Origin of the sequence: Pontibacter korlensis, from assembly GCF_000973725.1 — a bacterium.
Taxonomy (GTDB): domain Bacteria; phylum Bacteroidota; class Bacteroidia; order Cytophagales; family Hymenobacteraceae; genus Pontibacter; species Pontibacter korlensis.
Window position 1 is genome coordinate 4620739 of the sequence record NZ_CP009621.1, and the last position, 12627, is coordinate 4633365.

At 47.2% G+C, this 12627-nt stretch carries 12 protein-coding genes; 3 read left to right on the top strand and 9 right to left on the bottom strand.

Annotated features, from left to right (window positions below; translation table 11 throughout):
- Window positions 1–95 precede the first annotated feature (95 nt).
- The 4 genes from PKOR_RS19905 to PKOR_RS25365 all read right to left on the bottom strand — a co-directional run bounded on the left by PKOR_RS19905 (window position 96) and on the right by PKOR_RS25365 (window position 4254).
- A complete protein-coding gene (locus PKOR_RS19905; RefSeq protein WP_046312997.1) occupies window positions 96–839 on the bottom strand; it encodes a hypothetical protein in 744 nt (247 codons plus the stop codon).
- Between the two features lie 69 nt (window positions 840–908).
- Window positions 909–1418: a hypothetical protein gene (locus PKOR_RS19910; RefSeq protein ID WP_046312999.1), complete on the bottom strand. Its 510-nt coding sequence runs from the start codon at window positions 1416–1418 to the stop codon at window positions 909–911.
- A gap of 60 nt (window positions 1419–1478) precedes the next feature.
- A complete protein-coding gene (locus tag PKOR_RS19915) occupies window positions 1479–2825 on the bottom strand; it encodes an IS110 family RNA-guided transposase (RefSeq protein ID WP_046313001.1) in 1347 nt (448 codons plus the stop codon).
- A gap of 403 nt (window positions 2826–3228) precedes the next feature.
- Window positions 3229–4254 carry a tyrosine-type recombinase/integrase gene (locus PKOR_RS25365; protein WP_046313002.1) on the bottom strand — a complete coding sequence of 342 codons (1026 nt, stop codon included), beginning with the start codon at window positions 4252–4254 and terminating at the stop codon, window positions 3229–3231.
- A 106-nt stretch (window positions 4255–4360) separates the two neighbouring features.
- Between PKOR_RS25365 and PKOR_RS19925 the strand changes: the two genes are divergently transcribed.
- Window positions 4361–4663: a hypothetical protein gene (locus PKOR_RS19925; RefSeq protein WP_046313004.1), complete on the top strand. Its 303-nt coding sequence runs from the start codon at window positions 4361–4363 to the stop codon at window positions 4661–4663.
- A gap of 769 nt (window positions 4664–5432) precedes the next feature.
- The gene (locus PKOR_RS19930) at window positions 5433–6533 is read left to right on the top strand and encodes a Gfo/Idh/MocA family protein (RefSeq protein ID WP_046314688.1); all 1101 of its coding nucleotides are present in this window, start codon (window positions 5433–5435) and stop codon (window positions 6531–6533) included.
- A gap of 117 nt (window positions 6534–6650) precedes the next feature.
- On the opposite strand, the gene PKOR_RS19935 is transcribed toward PKOR_RS19930, so the two are convergent.
- Window positions 6651–7781 (bottom strand): MBL fold metallo-hydrolase, encoded by a 1131-nt coding sequence (locus PKOR_RS19935; RefSeq protein ID WP_235336854.1) that lies wholly within the window; start codon window positions 7779–7781, stop codon window positions 6651–6653.
- A gap of 372 nt (window positions 7782–8153) precedes the next feature.
- Between PKOR_RS19935 and PKOR_RS25880 the strand changes: the two genes are divergently transcribed.
- Window positions 8154–8276, top strand: coding sequence for a hypothetical protein (locus PKOR_RS25880; RefSeq protein WP_262501815.1), 123 nt, complete (start codon window positions 8154–8156; stop codon window positions 8274–8276).
- Window positions 8277–8578: 302 nt separating this feature from the next.
- Here the strand turns inward: PKOR_RS25880 and PKOR_RS19940 are convergent, their stop codons facing one another.
- The 4 genes from PKOR_RS19940 to PKOR_RS19955 all read right to left on the bottom strand — a co-directional run bounded on the left by PKOR_RS19940 (window position 8579) and on the right by PKOR_RS19955 (window position 12613).
- Window positions 8579–10189 carry an amidase gene (locus tag PKOR_RS19940; RefSeq protein WP_046313006.1) on the bottom strand — a complete coding sequence of 537 codons (1611 nt, stop codon included), beginning with the start codon at window positions 10187–10189 and terminating at the stop codon, window positions 8579–8581.
- Between the two features lie 48 nt (window positions 10190–10237).
- Entirely contained in the window at window positions 10238–11368 is a 1131-nt protein-coding gene (locus PKOR_RS19945) for a trans-sulfuration enzyme family protein (RefSeq protein ID WP_046313008.1), read from the bottom strand.
- Window positions 11369–11396: 28 nt separating this feature from the next.
- On the bottom strand, window positions 11397–11861 hold the full coding sequence (locus tag PKOR_RS19950; protein WP_046313010.1) for a RidA family protein: 465 nt from the start codon (window positions 11859–11861) through the stop codon (window positions 11397–11399).
- A 221-nt stretch (window positions 11862–12082) separates the two neighbouring features.
- Window positions 12083–12613 (bottom strand): GNAT family N-acetyltransferase, encoded by a 531-nt coding sequence (locus tag PKOR_RS19955; protein ID WP_046313012.1) that lies wholly within the window; start codon window positions 12611–12613, stop codon window positions 12083–12085.
- Window positions 12614–12627: the final 14 nt, after the last annotated feature.

Genomic DNA, 12627 nt, shown 5'->3' on the forward strand with positions numbered 1-12627 from the left:
TTTTTTAAATACTGCTAACGTCTAGTGTATACCATGTGCAAGGCTGTCAGCCGAAGCATAAGGTATAAACCTTGTTGTGTGCTGTAGTTCTTCTTTTACCGTTGCCAGCCTTCTATGATATAGTTCTTCTCCATCAACTTTCTTTCTGGATTACCGCTTGCAGGTTTAAGCCATACTTCAAATCTTGCTGCATAGGGCTTGCCCCAGTCTCCTTCGTAGATTGTGAAGTTAACTGTCGTCCCATACTTTGTTAATTCCTTTTTCGAATCGGCTATTTCGATAGAACTTGCCTTTGGTAATCTACCTGATGACAAGGGGATATTCTTCGTTATTTCGTAAGCTTTAAGGTAAACTGTTCCGCTCTCTGTATTTTCAACCCACAGGTCATATTCATAAAGCCCTGGCTGAAAGGAGTTGTACAGTACGAAGTCAGGATGATTACTTTCTACTACAGAATCAGTTCTGGCAAAGTCAAAGTCTGAACCTATAGGTTTATTTAATTCTATTCCTTCTGGTATTGTTAAGTCGTCAGTAAATGGGTCAGGCATTGACTGCGAAATAAAGAAGGACATTACTGAAAGAACAACTAATGCAAAAGCTCCAATACAAAATGCTGCTCCAGTTAGCATTCCTTTTACCCAGCGATTTTTTATGAATTGGTAATTAGTAGAAATAAAGAGAATAAGGAAGGCTAAACAAACCAGAAAAAAGCCAGATAGCTGTAGCACAAATGAAGATGTGAACATACTTATAGCCCAAAGCCCTGCTGCCAAAGCAAAAAAGATGAATGGTCTATGCCATTTATCAAAGGTTGTTCTATAGAAGCTATAAAGTGACATTTCTTTTTATTCTGTACTTCCTATTGCACACAACGGCTTGTGCAGCCGAAGCCCATAGCGCAGCAAGGGTTAAGGCTGAACTTGGTTGGCAAAAGTGTTTCTTATTTTTTCTACTTCACCTTTATCTCTGGTCACAAAAATTAGCTTACTGCCATCTGAGATAAAGTTAAAAGGATTAATTTCTTCTATTTCCTTCCAAAACTGTTCTTTGAGTTTTTTCCGCTCATTAAAGTAGAGCTCAATAAACTTCCTGTCATCATCACTCTGCAAAGTATTAATCTCAGTGTCCCAATCCACCAATGAGAAATAAGTAAAATTCACGAAGTCAGTAGTGTTTGTAATTTGTGACTTCTCCTTCGTTAATATCCATTGGTCATGGTTGTCCGTTGGTATTTTATTTAAAGCTCTTGAATCTATTACCTCAACTGATTCAAGTTTCACAGGTGCTCCGTCAAAGTATAAGCTTACAGGATGCTTTTGAAGGAATAGTTCTGGCAATTCTTTAACCAACTGTCCTAAACTGATTTCATGGGTTTCAAACCAGTAAAAACTGTCGTTTCTTCCTGTATTATATTCCATCTATACTTTTACATTTTTGCCAACTTCTTCTTCTTCTTCTTCTTCTTCTATATAACTCCACTAAGCGGCTTCCATTTTTAGTTCAAAGAGCCTCCGCTCTAGGTATATGATCTTCGCCTGCTTGTACTTTTTCTGATAAGCAGTCGGTTCAACAGGGCTGAACTCCTGCTGGCAAGATACCATTTTGTAGTAAATTGTAGCAATCTTATTAGCCGTGGCCACAGTGGCGTACTTGTTACCACCCTTTGCTTTCATCCGCCTGAAGTAGTCACCGAGCCAGTTGTCGCTTCGCTGCACGGCATTGGCGGCGTTACGGAAAGCCTGGCTTGCCGGGTTTGGCTTCTTTTTCATAAGGGTACTGCTAATAAGCTTCCCTCCTGATATTTTGTTGTTGGGACACAGGTTCAGCCAGCTGGCAAAGTGCTTAGCCGTTTCCCACTTGCTCATGTCTGTGCCTGTTTCAGAGAGAATCTCCAGTGCGGCAATGTCACTGATACCGTAAATGGCCATCACGTCCACTCCCAGCACTTTTTTCAGGTAGGAGCAGGTGTTGAACGATGGCTTGTTCCTGTTGGCCCTCTTAGCAGAGACGGCCTCACACTCAGGCGCCGCTTCAGGGCGGATTTCCCTATAGTAATGCTCCAGCTGCCTTTCAATGGCCACATCGCACAAGGCGATGCGTTCGGTCAGGTACTTATAACTCATGTAACAGTCCTCCAGCAGGTAAAGCTGCTCTGCGCGCCAGTTGCCCTGTAGGGACTTGAGGATGGTTGCCCTGTCGGCCTTCACCTTGAAGTGGACGCAGGTAAGGAAGTTCTCCGCTGTCCTCTCCCCACTCAGGATGGCCTCAATGATGGCAAGGCCGCTCTTGCCGGTGATGTCGCGCAGCAGCGTGTGCACCTTCACGTTCATCAGCTCCAAGGCCTTCTGCATCCTCAGCACGCATCTGCCTCTATCCTGGGTGAGCGTTCTGCGGTGGCGAACCAGCGTGCGCAGCGCCTCCTGCTGGTCGTCGGGAAGATAGCTGCTGCGGAGCAGTCCGCAACTGTGCAGCTTCTGAATCCAGCGCGCATCATCCTCATCGTTCTTCCTGCCGCTCACGTTTTTAACCTGTTTGGCATTAACCAGGTACACCTCCAGGCCGTGCTGGGTGAGCAGGTTGAACAAGGGTCTCCAGTATACGCCAGTGCTCTCCATGGCCACCGTGTCCACCCCGCATTCGAGCAGCCAGGCGGCGATGGCCTCCAGATCGCAGGTCATCGTCCCAAAGGACCTGACCGGCAGCGTATCCCTGCCCTCGGGTACGGCAACGGCGTGAATGGTGTCTCCCACATCAATACCTGCCGCGTTCGGGTTGGCCAGCTGCATGTTGATGGCACTCTCTCTTGTAGTGGTTTGCTTTTTCATAGGCTTTAATATTTTGGGATAAATACAAAAGCCATTGCCTGCCGCCCAGTCAGCTTACTCTTCTATGCGGGCTCTAACGCCCAGTTTGAAACCAAATGGGGCAGCAGAACCACACTACTGGCAGAGTTCACCCACTCAATGTTAGGAAAGGTCTTGCTGCAAAAGCTCCTGTAACTAATTTTACTGTCTCCCCAAATTTTCGGCTAAAGAACTGAGCTTAAGTTATCATGTCAGAAACATTGGCGGGCCAATACAGGCACTACTGTATAAACGAAAACATACGCTTATCTGCACTATGTACGTAACTCCTGTTGCCTAATTTTTGGCTTGTTTGCAGCCTGGATCTGGTAAGATGAGGTGTTGTGTGCATGAGCATATATGTTTTAGCCAATGTAGCAAATTGCTAGAGATTATCCAGCGGGCTGACGATTTTATCCAGGGCATGGGTGGTGATGTGGGTGTAGATCTCGGTGGTCTTGCTGCTTCGGTGGCCCAGCAGCACCTGGATGTACCTTAAATCCGTTCCCTGCTCGAGCAGGTGGGTGGCAATGGAGTGGCGCAGCAGCACCCGCTGGTAGTATAACTTCACCGCATTGATCGACTGGTTGACAAAGGAGCAGGAATAGGTGCCGGCCTGCACCATCTGGCGGTGGTAAGCATTGATTTCTTCTTCCGAGAAAGCGTTGATGTTTTCCAGTCCTTTGTCCTTGTGCGCATTGAGAAAGCGCAGGAGCAGGCTATGGTATGTGCGGATGGTACTCAGGCTGTAGTTCAAGAGAAACAGCTTTTCTAGGTAGGCAAGCGGGCAGGGAATGTAGCCACTGCCCTTCCGGTAGCTTTGCTCCCAGAGCCTGGCCTGCAGGTGCATGTCCTTGACCTGCATGGTCTGCGCCAGCCACAGTTGGGCCACTGGCTCTACCTGGGTTAGCAGCGTGCGGAGGCTGCTGCTGTCAGTACTAATCACAAAGCACTGCATGTCAGGCAGCCACTGTGCTACCTGGCTCTTCTTTAGCACCGCGTAGATCTCCTTGCTGTAGGGGAAACTGAGCTGCACGTAATGCTTCCCCTCGTGCTCCAGGGGCTGCAGGCGCACCACGGGACGTGCAGGCACCTTTTCCAGCGGTTCTGCCAGTTGCTTGCCCTGCTGCAGGATCACGGCCCCTTCCGCAGGCCGCAGGCGCTTGGGCCTATACAAATACCTGGCGTCCACTTTGGCCAGCCCCTGGAAGTGCTGGTGCGTCATCTCAATGGCCTGCGGCGAGTGCTGCATGACAAAGCATTTGTAGGTCTTGCTATAGCGGATCCAGTTGGCTTCTTTCAAGCGTTTAGAGATAAAAGGGTTGGGCTTGTGCCAGATGCGGATGAACCGTTTACCCGCATGGTCCAGCGGGTTGAGAAACAGAACGGGTAGTTGGGCAGGGTAAGCCATGGCAAATGAGCTAGTTACTACCCGTAAAAGTAAAACCTTCTCTTCCCGTAACCGTGTTATTACCCGGGTATATCCGTTTATACCCGGGTAATAACACGGATAAGCAATGAAACAGGACAGGACATGCCTCGAGTGCGGCGCCGCCATTGTCGGCAGGAGTGACAAGCGCCACTGTTCCGACCAGTGCCGCTACCTGGCAAACAACAAGGCAAAGCAGCAAAACCAGGGCGAGCGAAGGGTTCAGCAGGTTAACGCAGCCCTGCGCAGGAACCGCAGCATCCTCCGCCAGCTCAGCCCGCAGGGCAAGACCACCGTCCCCCGCCAGTACCTGGAGCTGGCCGGCTTTGACTTCCGCTACCTCACCCAGATCTACCGTACGCAGAAGGGCAACTCCTACCACCTGCGCTAAGACTACGGCTATATGCTCCTGCCCGAGGAGAAGGTGCTGATCGTCAACTGGCAGCCTTACATGGACAAATAGGCTACTCCTCCCCTCATATAAGCTGCCACAGCAGCCAAATCTATGTGGAAAAGGTTCAATAATTGTATCTTCGGTCTACACGAAAGGCCTCCAGTATTAACTAGAGGCCTTTTTTCTTTTGCTTCGGACACTATTACATACTCCTATTCCCCTACTAGCAACTCTTATAAGCTAGTCAGCAGGAGTTAAAGCGTCCCGTTTTGCGCCCAATCTTTCAGCACCCATTCACTACTATGCAGCATTTGTTTGTAAAGACTTGGGTCAGCCACTAGCTTCTTCAATCAATAATGCTCATCCTCCTACTACCGCAGCTTATTCGATTCCTAAACTCCTAAATCACCACTATTTTTCTTCCAGTTACATGAGGTGGCCTCCGATATTATCATCTTGAAGCACACTTCTGCCACAGAAATACCTGCCTATTAATTCTTTCCTACAAACTTGATCTGCGCCTCTGTAAACCTTGTCTTATTTATGGGGATTCTTTTTGTTTCAGTGCAACAAACTTCCGTTTCCTCTATTAAAGAATAGTCCTGATTTTAGCAGGAAGACAATTTAGGGAGTAACTAACATCTGCCAACAGCCAAATAGTAACCCTGTTGGTATGAAAGCATCAGGTTTCATAATTAACCTAGCATTATATGTAACTCCCCTAAATTATAAAAACTCGTTACGTATATATACAAAAAAAGAAGCTATGACATTTTCCTCATCCCGCCGTGATGTTCTGAAAAACCTTGTATGGGGTACTACCGCCGCTCTTTTTTCACCACATGCGCTACTGGCGGCCACACGCCAGCAAAAAAGCCGCCTCGGTGTGGCGCTGGTGGGCTTGGGCTACTATAGCACCGATCTGTTGGCACCGGCCCTGCAGCAGACGAGAAATTGCTACCTCGCCGGCATCGTGACTGGCACCCCCTCCAAAGCCGAGGAGTGGAAGAAGAAGTACAACATCCCGGACAAAAACATTTATAACTACCAGAACTTTGATCAAATCGCTAATAACCCGGCTATAGATGTGGTGTACGTGGTGCTGCCCCCGTCCATGCACCGCGAGTACACGGTGCGGGCGGCCAATGCCGGCAAGCATGTGTGGTGCGAGAAACCCATGGCCATGACGGAGCAGGAATGCCGGGAGATGATCGATGCCTGTAACAAGAACAAGAAAAAGCTTGCGGTTGGTTACCGCCTACAGCACGAACCCAACACACAGGAGTACATGCGAATCGTAAACCAGAAGCTGCTGGGCAGGGTGAAACAGGCAAGCTGTGCCGCCGGCTACCGCGAGAGCCGCACAAATCACTGGAAACAAATAAAGGAATTAGGCGGGGGTGCGCTCTACGACATGGGCGTGTATTCCATACAAGGTGCCCGGCTGGGAACAGGCCTGGAGCCTATCGCCGTTGCATCGGCTAAAATTTCCACGACGCGTCCCGAGATTTACACCAACATCGATGAGACAACAGTGGCAAAGCTAGAGTTTCCGGGGGGTGTGGTCGCAGACATCAAGACCAGCTTCGGTGAGAACATGAACTACCTGAACATCGTCTGCGAGAAAGGGGAAATTAAGGTGGAGCCGTACCAAAGCTATGCCGGTGTGAAAGGCAGCAGCCCCCTCGGAAAAATCCACCACCCGTACCAGGTGCCGTGGCAGCAGGCAAAGCAAATGGACGATGATGCCATGGCTATAATGCAGGACAAGCCGATGTTGGTGCCAGGCGAAGAAGGCCTCCGCGACATACGGATAGTGGAAGCGATCTATAAAGCCGCAGAGTCGGGCCAACGCGTGAAGCTATAGGTATAGGGTCTGGTTTTCTTTCTAAAGAAGCCTGGCTACTGGTCTGATGCAAAGCGGCTTTTGCTGAGCATACTGGTGCGCAAAGCGGCATCCGCGACATATATTCTTCTGATGTGCTTATTGTGGCATCCACCATTTTGTTGTTTGGGTTGTTCCCGGTACCACTTTCTCCCCCATAATGGGAGTTACTATTTCTATGTTATGCTGTGAGGCCATATCAGCCACCATATTAATGGATTCGTCCCACTGGTGTAACGCTAAATCAAAGGTCGAGAAATGAATAGGGAACAGGAGCTCGGTATCTATGTCCTGGCAAGCTTTTATTACCTGTTCAGGGAAAAGGTGGGTGTTTGGCCACCCATTATTCCATGCATCTATCTCCATAAAAGCCAGGTCAAAAGGGCCATACTTCAAGCCTATCTCTTTGAAATGCTCTCCATAGCCCGTATCGCCGCTCCAATACAGGTTCTTCTCTTCTCCTTTGATAACATAGGAAGCCCACAACGTCTTATTTCTATCGTTATAACTTCTTCCCGAATAATGTACCGTTGGGGCAGCGGTTATACTTAGTGATCCATGGCTAGTAGTCTGATCCCAGGCTAGCTCTGTAATCTTATTCTTTGGAACACCCCACCCCTCTAATCTGGCTCCCACGGCAAGCGGCATGATGAACTGTATGTTCTTATCTGCTAAAAACTTTATGGTTTCAGCTTCCAGATGATCGTAATGATCATGTGTGATGATCACAACATCAATTTTTGGAAGTTCTTCCCGCTGCAAAGGAGATATGCTCATTCTTCTGGCAATTATAGGTAAGGGACCTGCATTGCCGAACACCGGATCTATTAAAACACGATAGCCATCAAGCTCAATAATAGCTGTGGAATGCCCTAACCAATAGGCAGCATAAGAAGAAGGTACCTCTGGAAAATCACTTTTGGTAAGTGCTTGTTGCGGCAGTTCAAACTCCGGAGCATTGGGCGATGTTGTGAAGAACCTCCAAAAACCAGGGTTACCTCCAGTAGTTTGCTCTGGATAAGAAACTATCTCTTTGGGGCTTAAAAATTCATCTTTCCCGGTTGAATAATAGGCAAGTTTTGCATATTCGCCTTTGCGCTCGTCACCGGATTTTAATTTGCCAATCTGGTTATTTACATAGCAACCGGATACGCCTAAAGCAAGGAGTAAGGCTATAGCTAAAAAGCTCAAGATATATTTCCATTTCATACTGTACTTCATATGCTTCATGTGCTAATAAGAAAAGCTGCCCATTAAGGTTTGCACGGCCTTCTGGTTGATAACAAAGGTTGATGGTGCTCCAAAGGAGAGGCATCACTCCCCTCATAAGGCTGAGGCTGATCTTAGGCCCCGGTTTTGGCTTACACTTTAGTTTTAAGGCTCAACGGAAAGCTTACAAAGGTAAAAGAATTTGAGCACCTAACATTCTTTGAATCTTCAGTGCCCCGCTTTCCTCGGTAGGACCAAATCTTTAAGCTAACTCTTTTTTGTTTCGGCAAGAGAAAAGTGGGTAGGAATATCCGCCTATGCTAAACAGTCCAAATATTTTGAATGACCCAGGTCTGTTTTCGGACTGCAGTAAGCATGTAAAACTTCCTGTATGTGATCACAAAAGTCAACGATGAGGTAAACCACATCCTGAAAACGATTGGCAGAAGGACTATCACCACCATTACAGTAAACAGGCTTAGCTCAGGAAGTCAAACCTCCTCTCTCCTACTGTAAATAATCGTTCAGAGCGGTTAGATCCTTATGGATAAAGTTTGATATTTCACTCCTTCGGGCTACTCGAAAGCCGCTTCAGGTAAAACTGAAGCGGCTTTTTTATGCTCCTGCTACAACATTCCTAAACCTCTATTCAAGGTTATTCCAGATAACTTTCTTCTTCCATAAACCGTTTAGCATCGCTCTGGCATTAAGTCCATATCAGACCTAAGTAAGCAGTATCTCTCCTGATACCATGTATTACTGAAAAGGTCGGTCCAAAATATTCGGACCGGCCTTTTCAGTAATTTCTTTCCTTCCTGCTATTGCAAAAACTTAGGTGCTTTACGATGTTTTGTACCGGTTTCGTAACTGTATGCGATTTCAATTAAAGTTGGCTCACTCCAGGCCCTTCCGAAAAAAGAAATACCTACAGGCAGTTCTTCCACGAAACCCATTGGTACCGTGATAGCCGGATAGCCGGCCTGCGCTGCAGGGGAAGAGCTTCCCAGCTGAAAACTATCACCATTTACGAGATCTGTTTTCCAGGCAGGTCCGCCTGTTGGCGCTACTATCGCATCCAGTTTGTGTGTTTCCATCACCTTATCTATGCCTTCTTCCCTGGCACCTTTCATCAATTTGGCTAATGCCTCCTTGTACTCTTTCGAATTCAGGTCACCTTTTTTCTGTGCCATTTCCAGGTACTTTTGATTGAAATGCTTCAGCTCTTCCGGATCCTTTTTGTTAAAAGCGATCAATTCTTCCACACTTTTGATTGGTGCTTTAGGACCAAGCGACTTAAAGTATTCATTCAGGCCGTGCTTGTATTCATACAGCATGATTTCAAAAGAGTAATTGCCAACTTCTCTACTCCCTATCGCATCAATTTCCACAATCTCTGCCCCCTGGCTTTTTAAGAAAGCCACCGCCTGGTTCATGAGCGAATCTACTTTAAAGTTTACGCCCATAGGTGCCTTGTAAAATCCGATTCGCTTCCCTTTCAAGCCGTCCGCTTCCAGGAATTGGGTGTAGTCTGTATGCGAATTCCCCTGGCTGGCTGCTGTTTTTTCATCTGCTGCATCAACCCCAACCATGGCTCCTAGGCCGATGGCTGCATCACGTACAGTGCGGGCCATAGGGCCTGGCGTATCCTGGGTATAAGAGATAGGGATAATACCGGAACGGCTGATCAGGCCAACGGTTGGTTTGATGCCTACCACACCGCTTGCATGCGCAGGGCAAACAATAGAGCCATTGGTTTCTGTTCCGATTGCAAGTACGGCAAGGTTAGCAGCCACTGCTACAGCCGATCCTGAGCTTGATCCGCAAGGATTCCGGCTTAAAACATAGGGGTTCTTTGTTTGCCCGCCAGCGCCACTCCAGCCACTGGTAGACAGCTCACCTCTGAAATTTGCCCACTCACTCAGGTTGGCTTTGCCAATAATAACTGCCCCGGCTTTTCTTAACTGTTTCGCCACATAGCTATCCTGCAGCGGGTAAGAATTTGCAAGGGCTTTGGAGCCGGCAGTAGTCGGCATTTTATCATGTGTATCGATGTTGTCCTTCAACACAACCGGTATGCCATGTAGCGGACCTCTTATTTTTCCGGCTTTCATCTCTTTATCCAGCTCTTCGGCAATCTGTAAAGCATCAGGGTTTACCATGATGATAGACCCGAGCGAAGGCCCGTTGTCATCAATCTCTTCAATCCTGCTCAGGTAAGCCTGCACTACTTCTTCCGAGGTAAGGCTACCCACTTTATAACTTTGCTGAAGCTGGGCAATGTCTAATTCTACAATCTCAGAATTGACGGCACTCACTACCTGCTGCTCACCCGGAGGAGTCTGGCAGGAGATTTTGGTGAATGAGAACAGAACAGCCATGGAGAAGAATACAGTTCTGTTAATAAGGCGTCTGCCCTTTGATGGATTCATTAGTTTATCTGTTAGGTTAGATTGAAAATAATCTACACTCGTTTTTTTCTACTGAATACCTGCTATCGCCGCCTCTATGTCCCGGATCAGATCGTCTGCATCTTCTATTCCTACAGAAAGGCGCAACAGGGCGTCTGTGAAACCTTGTTCCAGCCGCTCTTCTTCTGATAAGCTGGCGTGGGATGATGTGGAGGGTTGGCAAACGGTAGATTCTACACCACCCAAGCTCAGGGCAGGAATAATAAGCTGCAGCCTGTTTAGAAACGCCTCTGTTTTAGAGGCATCTTTCAACTCAAAAGAAAGCATTCCTCCAAAGCCTCCTTTCATTTGCCTGGCAGCAACCATGTGGTTCGGGTGCCCCTCCAGACCGGGATAGTAGACTGCTGATATCGCCGGGTTTTCCTGTAGTGCTCTTGCTAACTTCATGGCATTAGAGCTTTGTTTCTCAACCCTAAGCGCCAGGGTCTTCAAACTCCGCTCTATTAGGTAACAATCTAACCCGTTCAGGCTGCCCCCAAAATTTAAGGCACTCTGGTAAATAACATCCATTAACTTCTGGGATGTAACAATGGCACCAAAGCACAGATCATGATGCCCTCCGAGGTATTTCGTGCCGCTATGGGCGACAACATCAAATCCCAGAGAAATCGGGTTCTGGATGATTGGTGTGGCGAAAGTATTATCTACCACCGTCAAGATGTTGTTCTTCTTGGCTACTGCGCTGACTGCCTCCAGATCAACAATAGAAAGTAAAGGATTAGAAGGTGTCTCCGTAAAAATCAATTTGGTGTTTTCCCTGATCATGGAGTCCAGCTTACCTATTTCAGCATTGGGAATAAAGTCGAACTCTATGTTGAACTTGGGAAACTCTTCCACGATCAGCTTGGCAGTCCCCCCGTAGATCTCCTGAGAGAACAAAGCATGATCGCCTGCTTTGAGAAACGAGAAAAGGACAGTAGAAATAGCCGCTGATCCTGAACCGAAGACCATTCCGGCTTCCCCTTTCTCCAGCCTGCAAAGCTTCCCAACAATAGCTTTTTGATTCTCTGTGTTGAAATTTCGGGGGTACAATATCTCATCGTACCCAATATACCTGTTGGCAGTTGAGGTATAGATAGGGGTGTTCACTCCCTGCTGCTGTTGCTGGTTATGAACACAGTCTGTTTCCTTGCTGTACATACTACTTTGATTAAAAGCCTCCAATGGCTTATGCTTCTACTTCTAAAGTTACCTCAATTTCTACGGCTATACCACCAGGTAAGGACCCCATGCCTACGGCGGAGCGTACGTGCTTTCCTTTCTCCCCGAAAACTTCTACCATCAGATCTGAAAACCCATTGATTACTTTGGGGTGGTCTGCAAAGTCTTCGGTGGAGTTAACCATTCCCAACACCCTCACAATTCTTTTTACCCGGTTCAAATCGCCAAGAGCCTCCTTGATGGTGGCCAATACACAGACTCCTGCGTTGCGTGCGGCCTGGTACCCTTGCTCTACGGTCAGTTCTCTTCCCAACTTGCCGATATCCACAGGGGTTGGCTCTCCGCTAAAGGCATGGCCCGACAGGTACAACAGGTTATTTACCTGAAGGTTTGTTATGTAGTTAGCGACAGGTTGCACCGGTACTGGAAGTTCTATACCAAGGGCTTTAAGCTGCTCTTCTGGACTAGTCATGGTTATTTTCGAATTTTAAGGACAGAATCAGGTTAATAAGCGTTTGTAGTACTCGTTCCCCTGATAGTAAAATACAGCTTCAGTTAACTCCTTAGTACATAATTTGCTGACAAAATAGCGAGATACGGCTTTAGTTCAGTTCCCTGGGCTACTACAGATGAAAGGGGCTGCTACATGTAAATGAAGCGTTTTTTAACCGTGCAAATCTTCTTCTTAAGAAATTACACACCTGCTTTAGAGTCGGCTTTGGCCAATACTTTCTCAAATGCTTTTCTTGGGCTACCTCTAAAGTACACTTCGCCACAGTATACATAGCCCATTTTATCGAAGATCTTCATCATGGCAACATTGTCAAAATTTGTATCTGCTTTGATGCTGTATATATGATTGCGGAGCGCATACGACTCAATAAATTCTAACATCTTACTGGCTAACCCTTTCCCTAAATAGCTATCAGAAATGGCTACCCGGTGAAACACAACAAAGTCACTGTTTGTCAGCCACTTTCCTTCGATATTGGCGTATTCTGGCTCGTCATTGATCAATACTGCAGTATATCCAATAACCGTCTCTCCTTCAACCAAAACAAACCCTACACCATTTTCAATGTCTTGCTTTACCACTTCCGGATTCGGATAACCGTCTTGCCATTGGTTGCTGCCGTCCTCTTTTCTGCGTCTGATTGCTCCCTGCAAAATGTCCCATATTTGCGGTAGCTCCGCCAGGCTAGCCTTTCTGAAATCATGTTTCATTTTTCTAAAGTTGA